General features: G+C 67.4%; 21 protein-coding genes and 1 tRNA gene. 19 read left to right on the top strand and 3 right to left on the bottom strand.

Features of this window, described 5'->3' with window-relative positions; translation table 11 throughout:
* Positions 1-69 precede the first annotated feature (69 nt).
* Complete coding sequence (locus A6P39_RS11860) at positions 70-813, top strand: GntR family transcriptional regulator (RefSeq protein WP_067047763.1); 744 nt, start codon at positions 70-72, stop codon at positions 811-813.
* Positions 810-1,112, top strand: a complete 303-nt coding sequence (locus tag A6P39_RS11855) for a hypothetical protein (RefSeq protein ID WP_067047761.1) — start codon at positions 810-812, stop codon at positions 1,110-1,112. Before A6P39_RS11860 ends, A6P39_RS11855 begins: the two co-directional genes overlap by 4 nt.
* Positions 1,113-1,145: 33 nt before the next feature.
* Here the strand turns inward: A6P39_RS11855 and A6P39_RS11850 are convergent, their stop codons facing one another.
* Positions 1,146-1,844, bottom strand: a complete 699-nt coding sequence (locus tag A6P39_RS11850; RefSeq protein WP_067047759.1) for an 8-oxoguanine DNA glycosylase OGG fold protein — start codon at positions 1,842-1,844, stop codon at positions 1,146-1,148.
* A gap of 606 nt (positions 1,845-2,450) precedes the next feature.
* Between A6P39_RS11850 and A6P39_RS11845 the strand changes: the two genes are divergently transcribed.
* The 5 genes from A6P39_RS11845 (at position 2,451) to A6P39_RS11825 (ending at position 11,315) form a co-directional block, all read left to right on the top strand.
* Entirely contained in the window at positions 2,451-2,969 is a 519-nt protein-coding gene (locus A6P39_RS11845; protein ID WP_331454118.1) for a hypothetical protein, read from the top strand.
* A gap of 13 nt (positions 2,970-2,982) precedes the next feature.
* Complete coding sequence (locus tag A6P39_RS11840) at positions 2,983-5,151, top strand: N-6 DNA methylase (protein ID WP_159396098.1); 2,169 nt, start codon at positions 2,983-2,985, stop codon at positions 5,149-5,151.
* Between the two features lie 94 nt (positions 5,152-5,245).
* On the top strand, positions 5,246-6,859 hold the full coding sequence (locus A6P39_RS11835) for an HsdM family class I SAM-dependent methyltransferase (RefSeq protein WP_067047756.1): 1,614 nt from the start codon (positions 5,246-5,248) through the stop codon (positions 6,857-6,859).
* On the top strand, positions 6,859-8,085 hold the full coding sequence (locus A6P39_RS11830; RefSeq protein WP_079133480.1) for a restriction endonuclease subunit S: 1,227 nt from the start codon (positions 6,859-6,861) through the stop codon (positions 8,083-8,085). The genes A6P39_RS11835 and A6P39_RS11830 overlap by 1 nt, the downstream gene beginning before the upstream one ends.
* Positions 8,082-11,315, top strand: a complete 3,234-nt coding sequence (locus tag A6P39_RS11825) for a type I restriction endonuclease subunit R (protein WP_067047750.1) — start codon at positions 8,082-8,084, stop codon at positions 11,313-11,315. Before A6P39_RS11830 ends, A6P39_RS11825 begins: the two co-directional genes overlap by 4 nt.
* 476 nt (positions 11,316-11,791) lie before the next feature.
* Here the strand turns inward: A6P39_RS11825 and A6P39_RS11820 are convergent, their stop codons facing one another.
* Complete coding sequence (locus A6P39_RS11820) at positions 11,792-12,256, bottom strand: NUDIX hydrolase (RefSeq protein ID WP_067047747.1); 465 nt, start codon at positions 12,254-12,256, stop codon at positions 11,792-11,794.
* 18 nt (positions 12,257-12,274) lie between these two features.
* Here A6P39_RS11820 and A6P39_RS11815 point away from each other — a divergent pair, with 18 nt between their 5' ends.
* From A6P39_RS11815 to A6P39_RS11765, 11 genes are all read left to right on the top strand, one after another.
* Complete coding sequence (locus tag A6P39_RS11815; RefSeq protein ID WP_067047745.1) at positions 12,275-13,054, top strand: GntR family transcriptional regulator; 780 nt, start codon at positions 12,275-12,277, stop codon at positions 13,052-13,054.
* A 138-nt stretch (positions 13,055-13,192) separates the two neighbouring features.
* Positions 13,193-13,549, top strand: coding sequence for an SCO3933 family regulatory protein (locus tag A6P39_RS11810; RefSeq protein WP_067047743.1), 357 nt, complete (start codon positions 13,193-13,195; stop codon positions 13,547-13,549).
* 2 nt (positions 13,550-13,551) lie between these two features.
* Positions 13,552-14,907: an FtsK/SpoIIIE domain-containing protein gene (locus A6P39_RS11805; RefSeq protein ID WP_067047741.1), complete on the top strand. Its 1,356-nt coding sequence runs from the start codon at positions 13,552-13,554 to the stop codon at positions 14,905-14,907.
* 84 nt (positions 14,908-14,991) lie between these two features.
* A complete protein-coding gene (locus A6P39_RS11800) occupies positions 14,992-15,195 on the top strand; it encodes a hypothetical protein (RefSeq protein WP_067047738.1) in 204 nt (67 codons plus the stop codon).
* On the top strand, positions 15,195-15,881 hold the full coding sequence (locus tag A6P39_RS11795; RefSeq protein WP_067047736.1) for a DUF2637 domain-containing protein: 687 nt from the start codon (positions 15,195-15,197) through the stop codon (positions 15,879-15,881). Before A6P39_RS11800 ends, A6P39_RS11795 begins: the two co-directional genes overlap by 1 nt.
* A gap of 20 nt (positions 15,882-15,901) precedes the next feature.
* Positions 15,902-16,093 (top strand): mobile element transfer protein, encoded by a 192-nt coding sequence (locus A6P39_RS11790; RefSeq protein ID WP_067047734.1) that lies wholly within the window; start codon positions 15,902-15,904, stop codon positions 16,091-16,093.
* A gap of 13 nt (positions 16,094-16,106) precedes the next feature.
* Positions 16,107-16,262, top strand: a complete 156-nt coding sequence (locus tag A6P39_RS11785; protein ID WP_107304382.1) for a hypothetical protein — start codon at positions 16,107-16,109, stop codon at positions 16,260-16,262.
* Between the two features lie 24 nt (positions 16,263-16,286).
* The gene (locus tag A6P39_RS11780; RefSeq protein WP_067047732.1) at positions 16,287-16,604 is read left to right on the top strand and encodes a SpdD-like protein; all 318 of its coding nucleotides are present in this window, start codon (positions 16,287-16,289) and stop codon (positions 16,602-16,604) included.
* A gap of 127 nt (positions 16,605-16,731) precedes the next feature.
* Positions 16,732-18,099, top strand: coding sequence for a replication initiator protein RepSA (gene repSA, locus A6P39_RS11775; protein WP_199840833.1), 1,368 nt, complete (start codon positions 16,732-16,734; stop codon positions 18,097-18,099).
* Complete coding sequence (locus A6P39_RS11770) at positions 18,096-18,296, top strand: helix-turn-helix transcriptional regulator (RefSeq protein ID WP_067047728.1); 201 nt, start codon at positions 18,096-18,098, stop codon at positions 18,294-18,296. Before repSA ends, A6P39_RS11770 begins: the two co-directional genes overlap by 4 nt.
* Entirely contained in the window at positions 18,296-19,696 is a 1,401-nt protein-coding gene (locus A6P39_RS11765; RefSeq protein ID WP_067047725.1) for a tyrosine-type recombinase/integrase, read from the top strand. Before A6P39_RS11770 ends, A6P39_RS11765 begins: the two co-directional genes overlap by 1 nt.
* Before the next feature lie 183 nt (positions 19,697-19,879).
* Here the strand turns inward: A6P39_RS11765 and A6P39_RS11760 are convergent.
* Positions 19,880-19,957 (bottom strand) — tRNA-Arg (locus A6P39_RS11760).
* 284 nt (positions 19,958-20,241) lie between these two features.
* Here A6P39_RS11760 and A6P39_RS11755 point away from each other — a divergent pair.
* Positions 20,242-20,868 (top strand): tyrosine-type recombinase/integrase, encoded by a 627-nt coding sequence (locus A6P39_RS11755; protein ID WP_067047723.1) that lies wholly within the window; start codon positions 20,242-20,244, stop codon positions 20,866-20,868.
* The last annotated feature ends 96 nt before the right edge of the window (positions 20,869-20,964 follow it).

Below are 20,964 nucleotides of genomic sequence, written 5' to 3'. Positions count from 1 at the left end.
CGAGTCGGGTGAGCTGCTGACCATACACACGCGAACCCGGCTCACAGCCGTTCGCGTGCTGAGAAGGCGGTGACTCGCTCCGTGCCTTCACGCCATGACGACATCGCCGACGATCTCCGGCACCAGATCACAACCGGCCGCATCAAACCCGGCGAACGCCTACCGTCCGAGGCCGGCCTAGCCGACCGATACAAGGTCAGTACGGTGACATTGCGCAGCGCCCTTGCGGTCCTCCAGGGCGAAGGCCTGGTCGAGAAGATCCACGGCAAGGGCAACTTCGTTCGTCGCCCACCCCGCAAGATCGTGTACGTCGGCGGATGGGGGACGCTCGACCCGTGGACCGCTGCTGAAGCGGCCCTGCGTGTCACCGTGCGCACTACCACGGTTCCAGCCGACAGCCACTTGACGGCGTTGCTCAAGGTGCCGACGGGCAGTCCACTCGCTGAGTTCTTCTGTGTCAGCCACGAGGAAGAGTCACCGCGCGGACTGGCCCGCATCTACATCCCGCGTGACCTGGTCCCCGCCGAAGTGCTGGATGACGAACCCTCCTGGCAGGAGTCCGCCCGACGACTCGCCGTTCTGGGATCGCCGCCGGCAACCGTCCGAGAGACGGTATGCGCCCGACCACCAACACCGGACGAAGCATCGGCCCTCCGGACCGGCTCCTCCAAGACAGTCCTCGCGATCACACGCCTTGCGACCGACACCGCCGGGCGAGTCGTCGAGGCCGCCCTTCTGGCGTTCCCCGGGGATCGCGTCGACGCGGTCTTCACCACCCATCACGTGACCGATGAGAGGCAGACGCAAGGATGACGGCACCGAATGAACTGCGCCTCCTCCCGTGGTCGGGGCCGGAGGGCAAACCCTGCTACCTGAACACGGACGACAAGGCTGGGTGCATGTCCCGCCTAGCGGACAACATCGAAGCGGTGCAACTGGGAACGGCAGCCGAGCTGCTGGAACATGCATCCGACACGCTCGACGCCCAGGGCCAGAGCCCGGAGGACCTGCGACGGTTGGCGAAGGAACTGACCCGGGCGTTGCGGGACGTGCTCCGCGTCGCGACCAGCCGCGGCCACCTCCTAGCGGTGAGCGACACTGATAGCTCCTGAGGGGGCTGGGCCAGCCGACAGCTCGTTCGCCGATCAGGGCCTGAACAGCCAGCGTTCGATCTCATCGATGCCTATGCGGCGCCCGAGCCTCCTGCTCTCCTCGTGGGCCCAACGGTCCAAGAGTGCGCAGTACCGGACGTAGGTGCTGGTGGGCCATTCATTGTCACCGAGCGAGTCCCACTTGCAGGTGTCCCTGAGCGTCGCGGCCACCTGGGAGTCGAGGATCGCGCATGGGTGATCGAGAGCGCCACTGCCGGCGAAATACAGGACCTTGGTCGAGAACGCCGGGCCCAGAAAGGCGATGGCGTTGTGGTCTCTGGGGCGCAGGGCTTCGTACGCCTGCGCCGGATCCTCTCGGGCGGCCTTCAGGGCATGGCGCAGAGCCGCCATGGCTGAGGACCGGTCAACCGCCACAGCTCGCATGCGCTTGCGATTGAGGCGGAGTTTCATGCCGCTGCCCCAAGCGAGGACACGCCACAGAAACCGCAGCAGCTCCTCGTCGGAGTTCACATCAAGGTTGGCAGCATCTGCGAACAAATCGCCGCGACTCAGCTGCGTGACTCCTGGTCCGGCCACGGGCGCACCGGGAAGGTGAGCGGCGACTATCTCGGCGTTCCACCAAGCGGTGGCTATGGGGATGGTGTGGCCGACGATCCGCTCCGACCGGGGCTTGGCAAGAGCCTCGCGGCACGCGGTGGGCAACTCCAGGTGTGACAAGTCGGTGGGCGCCATGACCCCATCCTGCCTTGCGGGAAGGAGGAGAAATGGCGGTTCCGGCGCTCATGCCTGCCGATAGCGAAGACCCTCAGCTCACGCCGCGGCACAGTGCTCGACGGCCTCGGCAACCAACATGGCTCCGGAGAGCGCTGGCCTAGTGACGGGTTCAGCAGGTCATGCGGCTCCGATTCGTCACGCCGATCCGGTGTTGGGAGTGAGAAGGCCACTTCTCAGGCATCAGGTTGACACAGAAGGGGAGAGGTCTACTAGACTTACTAGTAGTCGACAGACATTCTCTGGTCTAGAGACAGTTGCGCCCCCGAGTCCGCCTGAACTGAGCGGGCAGACTCGGGGGCGACAACCAGGCTCTGCCTCGGGCTGTGTGCGATGCGGTGACAGGACTCCAAGGCGTACGCGCCAACACTACCACGCGGTGTCGTGGCGCGAAAGAGAGCGATGATGACCCAGGGGGAGCACACACGCCTAATCGAGGCCATCTCCGCTGAAAGATTCCAGCCCTTTCTGTACAACAGCGGAGGCGACCAGGAGCGCGCCCTGCGCCTGTATGCCTGGGACTCGGAAGTGGCTCGTGCCCTGCAGAGTCCGCTCCGTGACCTCGAAGTGGCTCTGCGAAACCGGGTGCACCGACAGCTCGGAGGCCGATACGGCCAGCCGGACTGGTGGAACGAGCGCCGCGCTGAGCCCAACTGGTACGGGCGGCAGGAGATCCAGGCCGCGGAGGAGAAGCTGGCCAGGCGCCGAGGTACCTACCAGGCATGTGACGTAGTAGCTCAGTTGTCGTTTGGGTTCTGGATCAGTTTGCTCGGTAAAGGTGGCCGGGGCGGCAACTACGAGATGAAGTACTGGAACCCTTCACTCAGGCATCTCTTCCGTGAGCACCGCGGTGGTCGAGAAGCGCTGCACGGCAGGTTCGACCGCATGCGCACCCTGCGCAACCGCATCGCGCACCAGGAGCGCATCTTCCAACGGCGCCTCGACGAGGACTTCCGCACGGCGGTCGCTTTGTTGCGCTATCTGTCTCCGCCCATGGCCGAGCGGCACGAGAAGCACAGCCAAGTGCCCCGGGTGCTGGCCCGCAGAACTGGTGTCCTGTCCGGCCGTGAACCGGTGAGGTTGTGAGATGGAGACCGGAGTGACGAGGGCGAACGGTGCGCGGGCGGCGAGCACGCTGGTTTCGCTGGGTGAGATCAAGGAACTTGCCGAGGTTGGTCGGCCCACCGTCAGCAACTGGCGGCGCAGGTTCTCCAAGGAGGCCACTCAGGCGGGCAGCGGCAGGCGCCGGCCTTTCCCTCATCCTGTAGGAGGCAGCGACAGCAGGCCTCTCTTCGACGCGGATGACGTAGCGGCCTGGCTGGACCTGCGACCGATCCCGGACACGGAGCCTAAGGAGGACGGCACCGTCCCGACCTACGGCGACCGGTTCCGGCGCGGCCTTAGGCTGCGCGGACTCGTGGCACTGCGTCACGAACTGGGCTCGGCAGAGCGGCTCATCGTCGACGCACTTGCCGTATGCGCCATAGCAGGGGAAGGCGGCGACCGGGACCCGGAGGCTCTCCCCGCAGAACTGACGGCCGACATGGAGGCCGCCGATCCACGCGTCGTCCGTGCGGTGCGGCAGCTGATCGAGGAGCTGGGTTCGCCGGGTGCCGCGGCTGACACCGTGCTGGGACTGGCCGAGCGGCTGGAGTCGGACCTGGTCATGGATACGACACCGCCCGTGCTCGCGGAGTTGGTCAGCAGGCTGGCCAGTTCTGTGGGGGTGGTGTCGTCAGGTCCGGACCATCCGACGGTGATCAACCTGTGCGCCGGCACCGGGGAGCTGTTGTTCGCCATCGACGGCATCAAGGGGCGTGGTGGCATCGTCGCGGTGGAGCCCGATCCGCTGCGCCGCAAGATCATCCTCTACCGGCTCTTCGCGTATCACTGCACCGCCGTGGACATCTGTGCGCGCCCTGAGGAACTGGACACCCTGCGGCCGTGGGAACAGCGGGAGTTCGACCTGAACCGGGAACGCCCATGGGGCATTGCGTCCGGCGATGTCGTCCTCGCCGACCCGCCTTATGCCGCGGGCGAGCGGGAGTTCGATGAGGAGGGGCCGCTGAGCTGGGCTCTGGAAGCCGTGCACCGCCTGAACCCCGGCGGTCGCGGCCTGGTCGTCGTACCGTCCTGGGCTCTTAGTCGACCGCGCGGCGCGACACCGAAACCGAATGTGCGGATGCGTGAGGAACTGTTGAGCCGGGACGCGGTGGCGGCGATCATCCAGTTGCCGCGCCGCATCCACCCCTACCGCACGGGCGCGGAGCACGCGCTGCTTGTGCTGCGGAACGAAGCGACACCGGAGAATCGGGGCCGGGCGCTACTGGTCGACGCCGACCGGATTGCCCGCCGGGTCGGCGGTGCGTGGCCGGCGTATGTGGCGCAGGTGCTGGAACATGGAAAGTCACCGGTGGCGGAAGAGGCTGGAGCCTTTCCCGTGTCGGTCACCGAACCGAGAGGCAAAACCCTCCTCGACGGCCGTTCCATCCTGCCGGCGCACCGGCTCGTCGCGAAGGAACAGGGCGTCGACCACTTCTCGGCCACCCTCGACGCACGACGCGAGGCCGCGACGGCTCTGCCCCAGCTCAAGGAGTGGATCGGTGATCTCGGTGTCGCCAGGCGGGTCCCCGGCCGCGAGGTGGCACACCGCAAGGTCGGCGAACACCTGCGGGCTGGCCAGCTCAGGTTGCTGGCCGGGCACCGAATCCGCGAGTCAGACATAGGGGACGCCGGTCTGATGGTCGTCGGTCGTGAGGAGATGCTCGGTGCCCTGCCGCTCGGGCAGCGGCGGATCGCGCTGGAAGACATGGCTGAGTACCCGCAGGCCCAGACCACCGAGCGCGGCGACGTCTTCCTGCTCACCGAGCATGGGATACGCACGCGGGTGGACGACGCGGGCGGCTGTGTGCTGCTCGCACCCGTTCAGGGGCTGCGGATCCCGGCGTACCGGAAGTTCCTCGCCGAGAAGGCGCGACCCGAGGAGGTGTGGATGCGCCCGCACCCGCTCGCCCAACTACTCGCCGCCCCGCGCAACCAGCACCGCGGCAGCGGCTCGCTGGTCCGCAGGGTGAGTCTGCGGGACATGGATCTGCCCGAGCTGCCGCCTGAGGAGGTCGCGGAGTTGGAGGCCATTCTGACTGAGACGGAACGGCAGCGCGCTGACGTACGGCGGCAACTCGCGGCGCTGGACAACCTCGCCGAGAGGCTGGCTGCCGGAGTCGCCGACGGGGACCTAGCGCTGCGCCGTAGACCCGGCATCGCTTGAGGTGCGGTCGGACGTGTCGACGGAAAACGCAACAGTGCCGTGTACTACGGCGTACGACGAAGAACACCACAATCAGGAAAGAAGTGAGGCACCCGTGCCGCCACGGAAGAAGAAGACTGCTGAACCTCAGGACATGAAGAAGGTGCTCTGGGCGTCGGCGGACAAGCTGCGCGGCAGCCTGGACGCCGCCGGGTACAAGCACTTCGTCCTGGGTCTAGTCTTCCTCAAGTACGTCTCCGCCGCCATGGCCGAGAAGCGGACCCAGCTTGAGGCCGAGCTGCGCGAGGAGGGCGGCTGGAGCGAGGAGGACATCCTCGCCACCCTGGAAGAGCGCCGCGAGTACACCGGTTCCGGCATCTTCTACGTTCCGCCTGCCGCCCGCTGGGAGAGCGTGCTGGAGCGGGCCAAGGGCACGGTCGAGGGCGACAGCGTCGGCGAGACCATCGACGCGGCCATGCGCGCCATCGAGAAGTTCAACCCGGCGCTGAACCGGACCCTGCCGAAGATCTACAACAGTGGCCAAGTGGACGAGGAACGCCTCGCCGGCCTGGTGAAGCTGTTGGACCGGTTGGTCTTCCAGGAACAGCTGGGCGAGGACGGCAGGCGCAAGGGCGCGCGGGACATCATGGGCGAGGCCTACGAGTACTTCCTCGCCGAGTTCGCTCTGAAGGAGGGACGCAAGGGCGGCGAGTACTTCACCCCGGAAAGCGTGGTGAAGCTTCTGGTCGAGGTCTTGGAGCCGAAGCAGGGTGAGCGGGTCTACGACCCGGCGTGCGGCTCGGGCGGCATGTTCGTCCAGGCGGAGAAGTTCATCGAGACGCACGGCGGCAACCCGCTTAACGTCGCCGTCTATGGCCAGGAACTCAACCAGACGACCTGGCAGCTGGCCCACATGAACCTCGCGATCCACGGGGTCGAGGCCAAGCTGGGCGACGAGCCGGCCGACACGTTCCGCAACGACCAGCATCCGGAGCTGAAGGCGGACGTGGTCATGGCCAACCCGCCCTTCAACATCTCCGACTGGGGCGGGGAGCTGCTCGGCATGGACAAGCGGTGGGTGTACGGCACCCCGCCGGTCGGTAACGCGAACTACGCCTGGCTTCAGCACATGATCAGCAAGTTGGCTCCGGGTGGGCGGGCCGGTGTCGTCCTGGCGAACGGTTCGATGAGCAGCAAGCAGTCGGGTGAGGGCGACATCCGCCGCGCGATCGTCGAGGCCGATCTCGTGGCCTGCATGATCGCTCTGCCGGGCCAGTTGTTCCGCTCCACTCAGATCCCGGCGTGCCTGTGGTTCCTGGCGGAGGGCAAGGGGCGGCACTCCGCGTGGGCGCCAGGGCGCAAGGGCGAGGTGCTGTTTATCGACGCGCGCGAGTTCGGTGAGGTGGAGAACCGCACGCTGAGGAAGCTGACGAAGACGGAGATCGTCCACCGGATCGGTGACACGGTGCGGGCGTGGCGGGGCGTGGAAGGCGCCGGTCACTACGAGGACGTGCCGGGCTTTTGCGTGAGCGCTTCGCTGGATTTCATCGCCGAGCATGACTTCGTTCTGACGCCGGGGCGGTACGTGGGCGTCGCCGAGGCGGAGGTGGACCCGGACGCGGAGCCTGTGGAGGAGAAGATCGCCCGTTTGACCGCGCTGCTTCGGGAGCAGTTCGCGGAGTCGGAACGGTTGGCGAAGGTTGTGGATGAGCAGTTGGGGAGGGTGTGATGCTGAGCGGCACCTACACAGTGGAGGAGCTGCAGAGGAGTGGAATCCTTCTGGTAGAGGATGGTAACCACGGAGAATACCGTCCTCGAGCGGAAGAGTTCGTCCGCTCTGGCACCTCCTTGGTGCGAGCAACGGACATCACTGCAGGTCGCATTTCTTTTGGTGAGACCCAGAAGATCGACAATGTGGCGACTGCCCGCATTAGGAAAGGAATCGGTGCTGATCTAGATGTGATCATTTCGCATAAGGGAACCGTGGGTAAAGTTGCCTTTGTTCCGGTAGGTTCGCCCGCATTTGTTTGCTCTCCGCAGACGACATTTTGGCGCAGCCTCGACCATTCGATCCTAGAGCCTCGCTATATCTATTACTACCTGAAGAGTCCGAGCTTCGTTAGCCAGCTTCGTGCGCGAGAGAACGAAACCGATATGGCGGCCTATGTTTCACTTACGCAGCAACGCCAGCTTTTGGTTGAGCTACCTCAAGTACAGGATCAACGTTCTATCGTCGAGTTGCTTGGCGCCCTGGACGACAAGATTGCCCACAACGAGCGGATTCGCGAGACGGCCCTGAACCTTGCCAGTGCCTGTTACGAAGCCGCCGGTACGAGCAGTGAGCCGGAGCTTATCGGCGACTTTGCCGATCTCTTCGACGGTCCGCATGCCACTCCACAAAAGACACAGACTGGCCCGTGGTTCCTCAGTATCAGCAGTCTCAAGAGCGGCTATCTCGACCTCTCCGAGTCTGCGCATCTCTCCGAGGAGGACTTCCCCCGTTGGACGCGGCGCGTGCAACCGCAAGCCGAGGATGTTCTCTTCTCCTACGAAACGCGGCTCGGTGATGCAGCGCTCATGCCGTCCGGAATTCGTAGCAGCCTCGGGCGTCGGATGGCGTTGCTGCGCAGCAAGTCTTCTGCCATCAGCGGCTCCCTGCTACTGCACGCATACCTCAGTCCTGCGTTCCAGGAGGAGATCAAGCGGAGGACCGTTCACGGCGCGACGGTCGACCGACTCCCACTCAAGGAGATGCCTGGTTGGCGCATTTCGCTGCCCGCTCCAGGAGAGCGAGAGCGACTGTCTGCGAAGCTCGACGTACTACACGCCTCGGTGACACACACCGCGAAGGAGAACCGCACCCTAGCCGACCTCCGCGACACCCTCCTGCCTCAACTGCTTTCCGGAAAGCTACGCGTCAGGGACGCCGTCAGTACCGTCGAGGAGGTCGTATGACCGCAGGTGCCGAGCCGTCGCTCGGTGAGCCCCCGATAGACCGGCTCACCGAGAAGGAGTTGGAGTCGCACACGCTCGAACTGCTCGCCGAGTACGGGTGGCAGCACATTCCGGGGCCGGAGCTCGGCCCCGCCTACGGCGGGCGGGCGGACTGGGACGACCTGGTCCTCCGCCCGCGCCTGCTCAAGGCGGTTCGCAACCGCTACCCGCGCCTGCCCGACCACGTCGCCGACGACGCCGTCAACGAGCTGCTGCGCTGGCACACCCGGAACGACCTCCGTGAGAACCACCGATTCTACGAGCGCCTGACCGGCGGCGTCCGTATCCCCTACGACGACCCCGCGACCGGCGAGAAGCGCCACGCCACCATCCGCCCCGTCGACTTCGCCGACCCGCACGGCAACGATCTCGTGGCCGCCTCCCAGGTACGGGTACGCAGTACCAAGAACCGGACTTTCGTCTTCGACATCGTCCTGTACGTAAACGGCCTGCCCCTCGCCGTCGTAGAGCTGAAGAAGGCCGACAGCAATGACAGCGCCCGTACTGCGTACGACCAGCTCCAGGGCTACCGGCGTGAGCTGAAGGAGACTGGTACCTTCGCCACGCTCCTCGTCACCCTTGTCTCCGACGGCATCACCGCCCGCCTGGGCACCCCCTTCACGCCTTGGCAGCACATGGCCCCCTGGCACGCCGACGAGCACGACCTGATGCTCCGCAAGGACGAGCGCCAGGACGGCCGTGCGCTGGAGCGGATGATCTACGGTGCGTTCGAGCCCACCCGCTTCCTCGACCTGATCGCAAACTTTCTGTCCTACTCCGCCCCGGAGTCCGGCGCCATTGACACGGTCAAGCTCGCCAAGGCCCACCAATACATCGCCGTAAATGCCGCCGTGCGGGCCACCGAGTCCGCTGTGGCGACCGACGGTCGTGCAGGCGTTGTCTGGCATACGCAGGGCGCCGGTAAGAGTGAGGAGATGCTGTTCTACGTCGTCAAGGCGACCCGGAGCCCTGAGCTGGCCAAACCGACGTTCGTCCTCCTCACCGACCGCATCGACCTGGACACCCAGCTCCGCAAGACCTTCACCACCAGCCGCACTCTGGAGAAGGTCATAGGCGAACCGCCAGAGAAGGCGGACGACGCCGGGCAACTGCGGCAACTCCTCCAACGACAGGCCGGCGGGGTCATCTTCACTACGCTGCAGAAATTCCGCCTCACTGAGGAGGAGCGAGCAGCCGGGGTCCGGCATCCACTCGTCTCCCCGCGCCGCGACGTGATCGTGGTCGTCGACGAGGCCCACCGCAGCCACTACGACTTCATTGATGGCTACGCCCGCAACCTGCGTGACGCCCTCCCCAACGCCACCTTTATCGCCTTCACCGGCACGCCCATTGAGAACCGCGTCGGCAGTACCCGAGGTGTCTTCGGCGAGGACATCCACACCTACGACCTCACCCAGGCCGTGGACGACGGAGCGACTGTCCCCGTTTTCTACGAGCCGCACCTGGTCCGCGTGCGCCTGCCCGACGACGTCGACCTCGACGACCTCGACGCCCGCGCCGAGGGTTTGATAGAGGGGCTGTCGGAGGAGGAGAAGCGCAAGGCTCGTCGGCAGTTCGGGGAATACGAGAACTTGATCGGCGCTTCGGAGCGGATCAGGGAACTCGCCGGAAAGCTGCTCGCCCACTGGGACGCGCGCAGCAGCGAGATGGTCAAGCTCACCGGTTATCGGGGCAAGGGAATGATCGTCTGCGCATCCCGGGCCATCGCGGCACGGCTATTCGAGGAAATCATCCGCCAGCGGCATGACTGGGAGGGTGAGCGAGACCCGAAGTCCCAGTTGCTGACGGACGACACCGGCCGCATCAGGGTTGTCTTCACTGGCAATCCAGCCAAGGACGACGAGGAGGTCGCCGACTACGTCCGCACCCCCACCCAGCTCAAAAAGATCCAGCAGCGGGTGACCGACGCGGACGACGAACTAGAACTCGTCATCGTTCAGTCCCTATGGTTGACCGGCTTCGACGCTCCGCCGCTGCATACCCTGTACCTCGACAAGCGCATGCGAGGCGCGGCTCTCATGCAGGCCATTGCACGCGTCAACCGCACCTGGCCCGGCAAGCCGTCCGGTCTGGTTGTCGACTTCCAGGGCGTGATCCGCGAAATTAAGGAGGCCCTGGCCGAGTACTCCGAGCAGGACCAGAAGCACCCAATGCTCGGTGCGGACCTCGATGGGGCCGTCAAACTCGTACGAGAGAGCCACCAGCACATCGACGCCCTCCTTGCCGACTGCGCCTGGAGGAGCATCCGCGACGCGGGTGGGCCCTCTGCCTACCGGGAGGCCCTCACGGAAGCGCTGGAATTCCTGATCACGCCGGAAGCAGGGCTGGAGCCAGGCAAGGCGACCCGCAGGCAACGGTTCATGCACCATGCCAACCTGCTGCAGCAGGCGTTCTCCCTCTGCCCGACCGACCGGCGCGTGCAGGATCTGCTCCCCGACATCCGCTTCTTCGAGGTCGTGCGCACCTCGCGCGAGAAGTACGCCATGGACGAGAGGGAGGAACAGGGCCTCGCCACGGCCGCCGACGTACGCCTGCTGATCGCCCAGTTCAACGAGTCCGTCGTCGCCGCCGACGGCGTGGTGGACATCTACGACGCGGCCGGCCTGACCAAGCCCGACCTGTCCCACCTAGACGACCGGGTGTTGCGTGACCTCCAGGCCAGCAAGCATCCCAATCTCGTTATCGCGGCACTGCGGCGCGCACTGATGAAGGAGATCAAGGACGCCCACCCGAACAACATCACCCGTCAGCACACCTTCACCGAGAAGATGCAGCGCGCCATGAACCGGTACGCCAACGGCCTTCTCACGGCTGCCGAGTTCATGAAGTTCCTGGTGGATCTGGCGCGGGAGGTGTCGGCCGACCGAGGCAGGGCAAAGAAACTCGGCCTGACGGAGGACGAACTCGCCTTCTACGACGCGCTCGCCGCCGACCCTTCGGTGCTGGAGGAGATGGAGGACAGTGTCCTCGCCAAGATCGCTCACGAGTTGTATGAGCAGATCCGGAAGGACGTCACGGTCGACTGGAAGGTGAAGGAGCAAGCCCGGGATCGGATCATGGCCCGAGTGCTGCGTCTGCTGCGCAAGCACGGCTATCCGCCGGGCAAGCAGCCCGCGGCGATCGAGCGGGTGCTGAAGCAGGCGGAAGAGATGGCAGATGGGCTGGCCTGAACGCTGTCCGCGGCTGTTAACGATCGTTACTCATCACCCACTCACTCACCACTCACCCCAGCTCCCATCCCGTACGCCGTCGACCCACACACCGTGGAGCGGGCGTGGTTCCTGGCGTCCAGGTGGAGCGCGCCACTGTACGAACGACCTGGACGCCAGGGGCCGCGTCTGCTCGGCTCTGCCTGGGTCGATGGTGTGCGGGATGGGAGCCCCCGACATCCGCCACGACGGACCCGCGGGCGGCGACGGCGCCCCCTCCATCCCGGTGCCGGCCGATCTCCCGCCGGAGGCACTGTTCTGACCGTGGCCGTGAATGCGGTGATCGACTCATGGCCACCGGCCCTATCCACACGTGGGCGCGCGTCGGCGCAGCGCGGGCGGAGCGGGCCGAAGGCAGGAGCGTCGCCCGCAGCGGAGCCGGGAAGCGCGCCCGGCGGAGCGGAGCGCAGCCGGGGCTTGATGAAGGAGAGAAGGTTTTATCCCGCTGGGATGAGGCGCTTGCCGTCGTGGCTGCGTACGTGGGGGCCGTTGCCGTCCAGGGCGTCCAGGAGCCTGACTGCGAAGACCTCGGCCATGCGCCCGCTGACCTCGTCGGGCGTGAGCCAGGAAACAGCTGTGGACTCGCTAGACGTGCGCTCGGTGCCGCCGGAGGGCTTGCAGCGGAAGACCAGGGCCACGATGCCGCGGGTGAGGTTCTTGTAGACGCCGGTCAGTTCGTCGACCTCGACGTGGATGCCTGTCTCCTCCAGGACCTCACGGGCTACGCCGGCTTCGGGAGTCTCGTTGAGTTCGAGGATGCCGCCAGGGAGTTCCCAGGTGCCGTTGTCGGCTCGGCGAATCGCCAGGAGGCGGCCATCCTCGCGCACCACTACTCCGGCCACGGACACGGAGTGCAGGGGGGAGGGTGTCGCTTCCTGTGGTTGACTCATGTAGAGGAGCATAGGAGGCAGGGAAGGACTATGGGAACTGCGGCTGGAGGGGGCGTGTCCGGGCCTCGGTACGTGCAGATCGCGGACGAGATCATGCAGCAGATCCGGGCGGGGATCCTGAAGCCTGGTGACATGGTGCCGAGCGAGTCCGAGCTGGTGGACCGCTATGGCGTCTCCGGCGGGACGATCCGTAAGGCCATGGTCGAGGTGCGGGCGAGTGGGCTGGTCGAGACCCGGCACGGCAAGGGCTCGATCGTGAAGAACCGGCCTCCGGTGCGGCACCGCTCCTCCGATCGCTTCCGGCGTTCGCTCCGGCAGGGTGGGCAGGCGGCCTACCTCGCGGAGTCCGCGCAGTCTGGTGCGGCTGCGAAGGTCAGCGTTCTCTACATCGGGCCCATGGAGGCGCCCGAGGATGCGGCCCAGCGCCTGGGCGTCCCGGTCGGTACGCAGGTGCTGGCTCGCCGGCGTCTCTACTTCCGTAACGGCACCCCGGTCGAGACCGCGACGTCGTACCTGCCCTGGGACGTCGTGAAGGACATCCCGGAGCTGTTCGCCGAGAACCCCGGTGGCGGTGGCATCTACGCCCGACTCGAAGACCATGGGCATGAGTTCGCGGAGTTCGTCGAAATGCTGCAAGCGCGGCCGGCCGCCAAGGCGGAAGCCTCGGAGCTGGCACTGAGCCCGGGTGCCCCTGTGGTTCATCTGGTCCGTGAGGCCCATACGACCGAGGGTCTCGTGGTCGAGGTGTGCGACACGCTCATGGCCGCTGACCAGTTCGTTTTCGAGTACAGGATCCCTGCGGCCGACTGACGCCCGCTCAACTTCCTGCAACCCGTCGCGAGTTCTTCTTCGTCGCGGGTTGACTCATGTACAGGAGTGGGGCACTCTTCTTCATGTCACTCATGTACATGAGTGACGGAGTTCAGCATCTATAGAGGAGTGATCTCTGTGCGTCAGATTCCCGTCGACACCGCCGGCGCCGTCGTGATGGTCGCCAAGTCCCCGCAGGTCAAGGTCCGTGACCGCCGTACCGGCGAGATCGCCACCGACACCGAGACCGGGGCGAAGCTGATGACGGTCGACGTAATGTTCGCGGCGAACGAGGAGGTGGAGATCCTCTCCATCACCGTCCCGGAGCCCGGCATCACCGGCGAGCTGGCCATGGGCACGCCGGTCGCGCTCACCGGCCTGATCGCCCGGCCCTGGGAGAACGACTTCAACGGCCAGAAGCGGCACGGCATCGCGTTCCGCGCGGTCGCGGTCACCTCGCTCGCCGACGCCGCCGCAAGCCCCAAGGCGGCCTGATCATGACCGACTTCACGGTCGCCCTGGTGCTGGTCGTCGCCGCCGCGGGTCTTCTGCGGTGGCGGCGCCCCGCCTGGTACTGGTTGACCTTCGGGGTCACGCTGGCCGTGGTGAGGATCCTGGTCCGGTACGGCTCGGTCATGGACGCGTGCGGGTTAACCGTTCCGCCCGCGCGGTGGCGCCTCGCTCTCGCCCGTGCCACCAACCGGCCGATACCGGGGCCCCGCGCCCCGCGCATCCTGCGGCTGCGGCCCACTCGTACGGGCCTGGTCCTGCGGCTCAAGCTCCGTCCGGGGCAGGACGCCTTCGACGTCGCCGCCTCCTCGGACCGGCTCCGGCACTCGTTCGCGATGTACGGCGTGACCTCGCGGGAGCTGCGCTCCGGCGTCGTAGAGGTGCGGATGACCGGCTACGACGTGCTCAAGCGGGTGCAGATGCCGGCCAAGACCGACACCCGGCCGATGCGGGTACCGGTCGCTCTGCGGCAGGACGGCTCGGTGCACTACCGCGACTACCGGGCGATACCCCACGCCCTCACCCTCGGCGCCACCGAGTCCGGCAAATCCGTCTACCAGCGCAACCTGGTCGCCGGGCTCGCGCCGATGGACGTCGCCCTCGTCGGCATCGACTGCAAGCAAGGGGTTGAACTGTTCCCGATGGCCCGCCGGTTCTCCGCGCTGGCCGACGATCCCGACACCGCCGCCGAAGTGCTCGACGCGCTCGTGGTCCGGATGCAGCGCACCTATCGGATCATCCGGGCTCAGCAACGGATCACCGCCGACGTGCCAGACGCCGAGATCGCCGCCGACATCTGGGACCTGCCCGATCACCTGCGCCCGGTCCCGGTCGTGGTCCTGGTCGACGAGGTCGCCGAACTCGCCCTGTACGCCAACAAGGAGGAGGAAAAGCGCCGAGACCGCATCATCACCGCCCTGGTCCGCCTCGCCCAGCTCGGCCGCGCGGCCGGCATCTACCTCGAAATCTGCGGACAGCGCTTCGGCTCCGAACTCGGCAAAGGCATCACCATGCTCCGCGCCCAGCTCACCGGCCGCACCGCCCACCGCGTCAACGACGAGACATCCGCCAACATGGCCTTCGGCGACATCGCCCCGGACGCCGTACTCGCCGCCATCCAGATCCCGGCCGAGATGCGGGGGCTCGCCATCTCGGGCGACTCCTCCGGAGGATGGCACCGCATCCGTGCCCCGCACACCTCGCTCCGCCAGGCCGTGAACATCTGCAACCGGCACGCCGACCGGACCCCGGACCTGCCTGAGTTGGCTCCGTTCCGGCCCGTCCTCGCCGCCTCCGCTGCCGCTCCCGTGTCGCTGGCCAAGGCTTCCTCGGCCGCCGTCTGATCTCTCTCGGATCCCCACCGGTCGGCGCGACCGCCTTCGTGCCAGGTCCCTACCCCGCCATGCCCAAAGAAGGGAGATCCCGCCGTGTGCCCGAACTGCGAGGACTTCGCCCGGACCGTGCTCCTGCTCGGTCAACTCGCCTTGTACGCCGACATGGCCGGCGCTGACCTCGACTTCGTGGAAGCCGTCAGCGCGTCCCTCGCCGTCTCGCTGCCCGAGCCGCCGCCCGGCACGTTCCCGCCCGGCTACGACCCCGACGGCGGCCCCGCCTACCCCGGTGACTCCTGATGGGTGCCCGTCACGGCCTCCGCGTCGACGCGGTCCTGGTTCAGGCCGTCATCGCCGGTGCTCTGTCCTTCGCCCACCTGCACGATCTCGCCTCCGCTGCCGGGCAGAACGGCTGGAAGGCCTGGGCCTACCCGGTCAGTGTCGACCTGCTCATGGTCGCCGCCTGGCGGCGCCTGCGCAGTGAAGGCCCGTCCCGGCTGGCCTGGTGCTGGTTCGTCGTCGCGCTGTTCGCCTCGCTCGGCGCCAACGTCGCCACGGCCGGGTTCCTGGACCTGGCCGACCCGCCCGCCCTGCTCCGCCTCGGCATCGCCGGATGGCCTGCGCTCGCCTTCCTCGGCGGAACGCTCCTCGCGCACTCGTCGGCTGTGGCGTCGGGGCCGGTTCCGCCGGCGCTCGGTGCGGACACAACGGACGCCGCGGTTCCGGCCGAGCAGCCGGTCCCGGACGACGAACCCGCTTCGGTCACGGAAGCCGTGCCCGAGCCCGCCCCCGCCCCCGACTCTCCGGCCCCGGCTCCCGCCCAGGCCCCGGCTCCTCCGGTCCCCGCCGTACTGATCGACCACGCCCGCAAGGTCGCCGACGAGTACCGCACCCGCACCGGAACCCCGATCGACACAGACACTCTGCGCTCCCGGCTCGGCGTCCCGTCCCACCTCGCCGATGCCATCGCCGCCCACCTCACCTGAACAGGAAGGAGACACCCGCGATGCCCGCCCGCGACCACTTCCACTCCCTGATGCGCATCGGCCCCGTGCAGATCGGCACCCACCGCGACCGCAACGGCCGGACCACTCACGCAGCCGTCTGCACCGCCGACGGCTGCGGCTGGTCCTCCGACTACTCCAGCCAGTCCGCGGCCCAACTCGCCGCCCGCACCCACCGCTGCCGCGTCCGCTAGGAGACCCACCGCCATGCAGGTTCCGCTCTGGTTCGCCCTGCTCGTCGTCGGCTACCTCGGCGTCAAGCTCGTCCGCCCGCCCGCCTGGCTCATCGGCGTACTCCTGCTGGGCGGCTTCCTCCTCGCCGACAGCGTCCTCGCCCCGGCCATCAACGCCCTCGTCAAGTAGCCCGCCCACGAGAGGAGGTCACCCATGTTCCGCCCGAAGATCCCCACCATGCCCATGCCGACGGGCCTCACCACCCCGCCCGCCGTCATCGAGCCGACCACCGTCTCCCAGCACGCAGAGACCCTGCCGGCCTCCCCGCCGACTCCGACGCCGTCCCGGCCCACGGTCCAGCTCACCCCCGGCACCGCGTTCGCCCTCGTCGGCGGCGGCACGGCCGTCGTCCTGGTCCTCGGTGCCGTCCTGCTCTCGCTGCTCCTGGCGGTCGCCATCACCGGCGCCTCGGTCGCCGTCTGCGCGGTCGTCCTGCGCTCCCTGCTCGCCTCCGACGCCAAGCGTCGCTGACCGGCACCCGGGCGGCCTCGATACCGCCAAGCATCCGCCGCCCGGGCGCCGTCCCTGTCCGATCTCGCAGCCGGAAGGAACCCCAAGCATGGCCCACCGCGCCTCACCCGCGACACCGAGTGCGCCCATGCCCGACACATTGCTCGACCCGATCACCCTCGGGGACGTACTCCGGGTGGCTTCGGCCTCCGACTACGCACGCTGGGAAGACCAGATCCGTCGCACCGGCGGCTGCTCCGACCCGATCCACCTCACCGGCTGGGTCCTCCACAAGGACAAGACCAGCGGCGAGACCCTGCATCACTACTCCACCGAGAAGGAGCCGGGCGGACGCCTTCGCCTCGCCTGCGGCAACCGCCGCGCCTCCCGCTGCCCGTCCTGCGCCTGGACCTACGCGGGCGACACGTACCACCTGATCCGAGCGGGCCTGGCCGGAGACGATCGCCGCGACGTCCCCGCCACGGTCCGCGATCACCCGCGCGTCTTCGCCACCCTCACAGCCCCCTCGTTCGGCCCGGTCCACAACCGCCCCGACCACGGCTCCTGCCGCTGCGGCACCCCGCACGCGCCCGACGCCCCGGAGCTGGGCACCGCCCTCGACCCGGACACCTACGACTACGCGGGCGCCGTGCTGTTCAACAACCACGCCGGACAGCTCTGGCAGCGTTTCACCACACGACTCCGCCGCGAACTCGCCGCCCGCGCCGGCCTGCCTCGCAGGGAACTCGCCGAACACCTTCGCGTCTCGTACGGCAAGGTCGCCGAGTTCCAGAAGCGCGGAGCCCTGCACTTCCACGCCGTCGTACGCCTCGACGGCCCGGAGGGGCCCGGAACGCCGCCGCCCGCCTGGGCCACGGTCGACCTCCTCACGGACGCGCTCCACGCGGCCGCAGTGCACTCGTACACGTCCGTCTCGGTCCCGGCTGCCGGTGACGAGCCCGCCCGTACCTTCCGCTGGGGACGACAGCTCGACGTCCGCCCGGTCAAGGCCTTCGGCGACGGCTCCGACATCACCGAACAGGCCGTCGCCTCGTACGTGGCCAAGTACGCCACGAAGGCCGCCGAGAACACCGGCACCCTGGACCGCCGCATCGGCGAACTCGCCGAACTCGACCGCCACCAGGTCCCCGACCACACGCGCCGACTTATCACCGCGTGCCGCGAGCTGGACAGCCTGTACCCGGATCGGCGCCTCTGGGCCTGGGCCCACATGCTCGGCTTCCGCGGGCACTTCTCGTCCAAGTCGCGCACCTACTCCACCACCCTGGGCGCCCTCCGCCAGGAACGCGCCGACTACCGCGCGGCCCAGGAGGCATCCGTCCTCGGCCTCGACGACCGCGAGCCGGACACCGTCCTCGTCCTGGCCGACTGGCAGTACGCCGGCCACGGCCACACGCCGGGTGAGGCCGCCCTCGCCGCGACCATCGCCCGTGACCTCCAGGCCAACCGCGAGACCGCCCGCGACGCCCTCCTGAGCGAAGGGAGCACGGAATGACCACGGCCGTCCGGTCACGACGCACCATGCTCACCCTCGCGGAGGTCTGCGAGGAACTGGCCATCTCCCGCTCGACTTTCTACGACTGGCGGGCAAAGCGCCGCGCGCCGCGCTGTATCAAGCTCCCGAACGGCGATCTCCGGATCCGGCGGAGCGACCTCGACCATTGGCTCGACGACTGCGAGGACGCCGCCTGATGGAGATCACGTACGACGTGAAGATCTACAAGATCCTCACCTACAAGGGCGCCCGGAAGACCACGTACACCGTGCGCTGGACTGTCGCGGACAAGCGCTGGCGCGAGCCCTTCAACACCGTCGCGCTCGCCGAGGGCTTCCGTTCCGAACTCATCCGGGCCACAGGCAAGGGCGAGGCCTTCGTCGTCGCCACGGGTCTCCCGGTGTCCCATCGCTCCAAGTCGGCTGCCATGAGCTGGTACAAGTTCGCCGTCGAGTACGTGGATGCGCGCTGGTCTCAACTCGGCGGCAACAGCCGCAAGAACATCGCCAAGACCATGATGGCGACCACCATCGAGCTGCTGCGGGCCAAGCCCACCCAGTTCGCCCCTGCAGCCGTACGCACGGCGCTGCGTGAGTGGGCGTTCAACACGAGTCGGCGCTCGGACGCGCCCCGAGACGTGGTGGCCATCCTCAAATGGGTCGAGCGGAACTCCCTGCCTGTCTCGGCCTGGGAGGACCCGGAGAAGGTCGACCAGGTCCTGCAAGCCATCGACACCCGCCTCGACGGCAAGCAGGCGGCGGCCTGGTCCCGTAAGCGCAACCGTCGGATCCTCAACGTCGCCATGAAGTACGCGATCCGACGGCGCATCCTGCGGACCAACCCCCTTCCCAAGGGCAAGGATTCGACGGCGGCCACGAAGACCACGAATGCCGTCGACAAGCGATCTTTGCTGAACCCCGAGCAGGCGGCGGCGATCCTCGACTGGATCCGGCGCCGGCCGCGCGGCGGCAAGCGGCTCCACGCCTTCTTCGCCACGCTGTACTACTGCGGCCCCCGGCCCGAGGAAGCCGTAGCCATGCGGGTGGAGGACGTGACCCTGCCCGAGCCCGACGCCGACGACCAGTGGTGCGAGCTGCTGATCCACACGGCCACCCCGGAGGTCGGAAAGCAGTGGACCGACACGGGGGAGATCCACGAGCAACGCGACCTGAAAGGCCGTGCGGAGGGTGAAACACGCACCGTGCCGGGGCATCCGGCTCTGACGCGCATCCTGCGGCAGCACATCGAGGACGAGCAGCTCCAGCCGGGTGATCTGCTCTTCCAGGGGGAGACCGGTGGGATCCTCGCCGGCTCCGTCATCCGCCGGGCCTGGCGCAGCGCACGTAAGGCCGTACTGCTTCCGCACGTCTACGACTCGCCCACCGGGCGCCGCGTCTACGACAACCGGAACACGCGCCTGACGAAGTGGCTCAACGACGGCATCCCGCCCGCCCAGGTCGCGGAGTGGGCCGGGAACAGTGTCGCCGTGCTCCTGGCGACCTACGCCCGCTGCATCGACGGGCAGCTGCCGGATCTGAAACGGCGGCTGGAAGCCGCGGGAGACCTCCCAGAGGCGGAGGTGCCGGGCGCTGGCTGATCTTCCACCGGTCGAGAACTTCGACACGTATTCGACACGGCCACCCGCGAAAACCCGGTGACAGCCGGACAGCCCCGGAGCCCGCCCTTGATCACCAAGGGGACGTCCGGGGCTGGCCTGTGTCGCGCGAAACCGCCCCTGACCAGCAAAAAGCCCTCCCGAGGGAGGGCTGGAGGTGAGCGCCCCCGGCAGGACTCGAACCTGCGGCCAAGCGCTTAGAAGACGCCTGCTCTGTTGTGTCGGTCGACCCTCAAGCGAGCCGAGCTGGTGGTTGACCCTTTGGGTCTGGGGGCGCCGTGCCGGTTCGCCGACAGCAGACACATTGGGGCCGCAACGGACTGGAATGGCGCGGCGAAGCAAGTGAACCTAGAGCGGTCCTGAGGAAGCGCGGTGACGTGCTTCTGGTTCTCGGCCCCCTGGGAAGGGACGGAATGTACACCGAGATTGGCGGTTGGCCAAAAGTGCGATTCCGCGGAGGATTAAACCTGTCGCGCGGATTCCCCCGTGTGGCACATCCAGTCATCCCTCGTGAGGAGTTCAGAGCCGTGTCCGTCGACGTCATGGACGAAGAATGGTTGTTTTCCGTGGAGCAGGTCCGATCGCTGCTCGAGTGGATACGTGGGAACGCAGGTGCCAGCCGCTCGGTGTATCCACTCATGCGCACCGTGGCCGAGCAGGCGCTGCGGCCGGGTGAGGTGGGCGCTCTGCGAGTTCGCGACGTGGTGCTCCCGGAGGGCGAATGGGGTGAGTTGACGACCCGCCATCGAGGAGTCTCGCGGCAGATACCGCTCCACCCTCAGTTCGTTGAATTTCTGCGTGCTTGGATCGATGAGGCCGGTCTACGGGAAGGCGATCCGCTGTTTCCCGGTCGGCGCGGTGAGCCGCTCCCGGCTTCCGTCTGCCAGCGGGTATGGGAGCAGGCCCAGGAGGCTGTCCTGCCCCGAGACGAGTTGTACTCGTGGCGACTGGGGGAGTCCATATCCATCCTCCGCGAGTCCTGTCTGGTGGAGTGGCTGAGGATTGGCATCTCGCCCCTTGCGGTTGCCGAGTTGGCTGGCGTGACCCCGGCGTGGCTGGCGCTTCGCTACCCGTACTGCTTCCGCAGGGAGGAAGCCGACATCGACTGGGGTCGGCTGGAGGAAGCCATGGCCCATGTGGAGCTCAAGCGCTGAAAGCGTCCCGCGCCCCGGCTGAAACCGGAGCGCGGACATCGTTCAGCGACTTGACCCTGCGGGTCTTCACGTTAACGGGCGGTTCTCCGCCTGCCC

The sequence above is a fragment of the Streptomyces sp. FXJ1.172 genome (assembly GCF_001636945.3).
In the GTDB taxonomy this organism is placed as follows: Bacteria; Actinomycetota; Actinomycetes; order Streptomycetales; family Streptomycetaceae; genus Streptomyces.
This window is presented reverse-complemented; position numbering and strand designations above follow the sequence as displayed.

What these genes read in the sequence shown, in the direction of transcription:
- A6P39_RS11785 (WP_107304382.1), top strand. Translation starts at nt 16,107, where the DNA reads ATGCAGGTTCCGCTCTGGTTCGCCCTGCTCGTCGTCGGCTACCTCGGC.
- A6P39_RS11830 (WP_079133480.1), top strand. Translation starts at nt 6,859, where the DNA reads ATGCTGAGCGGCACCTACACAGTGGAGGAGCTGCAGAGGAGTGGAATC.
- A6P39_RS11820 (WP_067047747.1), bottom strand. Translation starts at nt 12,256, where the DNA reads ATGCTCCTCTACATGAGTCAACCACAGGAAGCGACACCCTCCCCCCTG.
- repSA (WP_199840833.1), top strand. Translation starts at nt 16,732, where the DNA reads ATGCCCGACACATTGCTCGACCCGATCACCCTCGGGGACGTACTCCGG.
- A6P39_RS11765 (WP_067047725.1), top strand. Translation starts at nt 18,296, where the DNA reads ATGGAGATCACGTACGACGTGAAGATCTACAAGATCCTCACCTACAAG.
- A6P39_RS11825 (WP_067047750.1), top strand. Translation starts at nt 8,082, where the DNA reads ATGACCGCAGGTGCCGAGCCGTCGCTCGGTGAGCCCCCGATAGACCGG.
- A6P39_RS11790 (WP_067047734.1), top strand. Translation starts at nt 15,902, where the DNA reads ATGCCCGCCCGCGACCACTTCCACTCCCTGATGCGCATCGGCCCCGTG.
- A6P39_RS11850 (WP_067047759.1), bottom strand. Translation starts at nt 1,844, where the DNA reads ATGGCGCCCACCGACTTGTCACACCTGGAGTTGCCCACCGCGTGCCGC.
- A6P39_RS11780 (WP_067047732.1), top strand. Translation starts at nt 16,287, where the DNA reads ATGTTCCGCCCGAAGATCCCCACCATGCCCATGCCGACGGGCCTCACC.
- A6P39_RS11805 (WP_067047741.1), top strand. Translation starts at nt 13,552, where the DNA reads ATGACCGACTTCACGGTCGCCCTGGTGCTGGTCGTCGCCGCCGCGGGT.
- A6P39_RS11855 (WP_067047761.1), top strand. Translation starts at nt 810, where the DNA reads ATGACGGCACCGAATGAACTGCGCCTCCTCCCGTGGTCGGGGCCGGAG.
- A6P39_RS11795 (WP_067047736.1), top strand. Translation starts at nt 15,195, where the DNA reads ATGGGTGCCCGTCACGGCCTCCGCGTCGACGCGGTCCTGGTTCAGGCC.
- A6P39_RS11815 (WP_067047745.1), top strand. Translation starts at nt 12,275, where the DNA reads ATGGGAACTGCGGCTGGAGGGGGCGTGTCCGGGCCTCGGTACGTGCAG.
- A6P39_RS11770 (WP_067047728.1), top strand. Translation starts at nt 18,096, where the DNA reads ATGACCACGGCCGTCCGGTCACGACGCACCATGCTCACCCTCGCGGAG.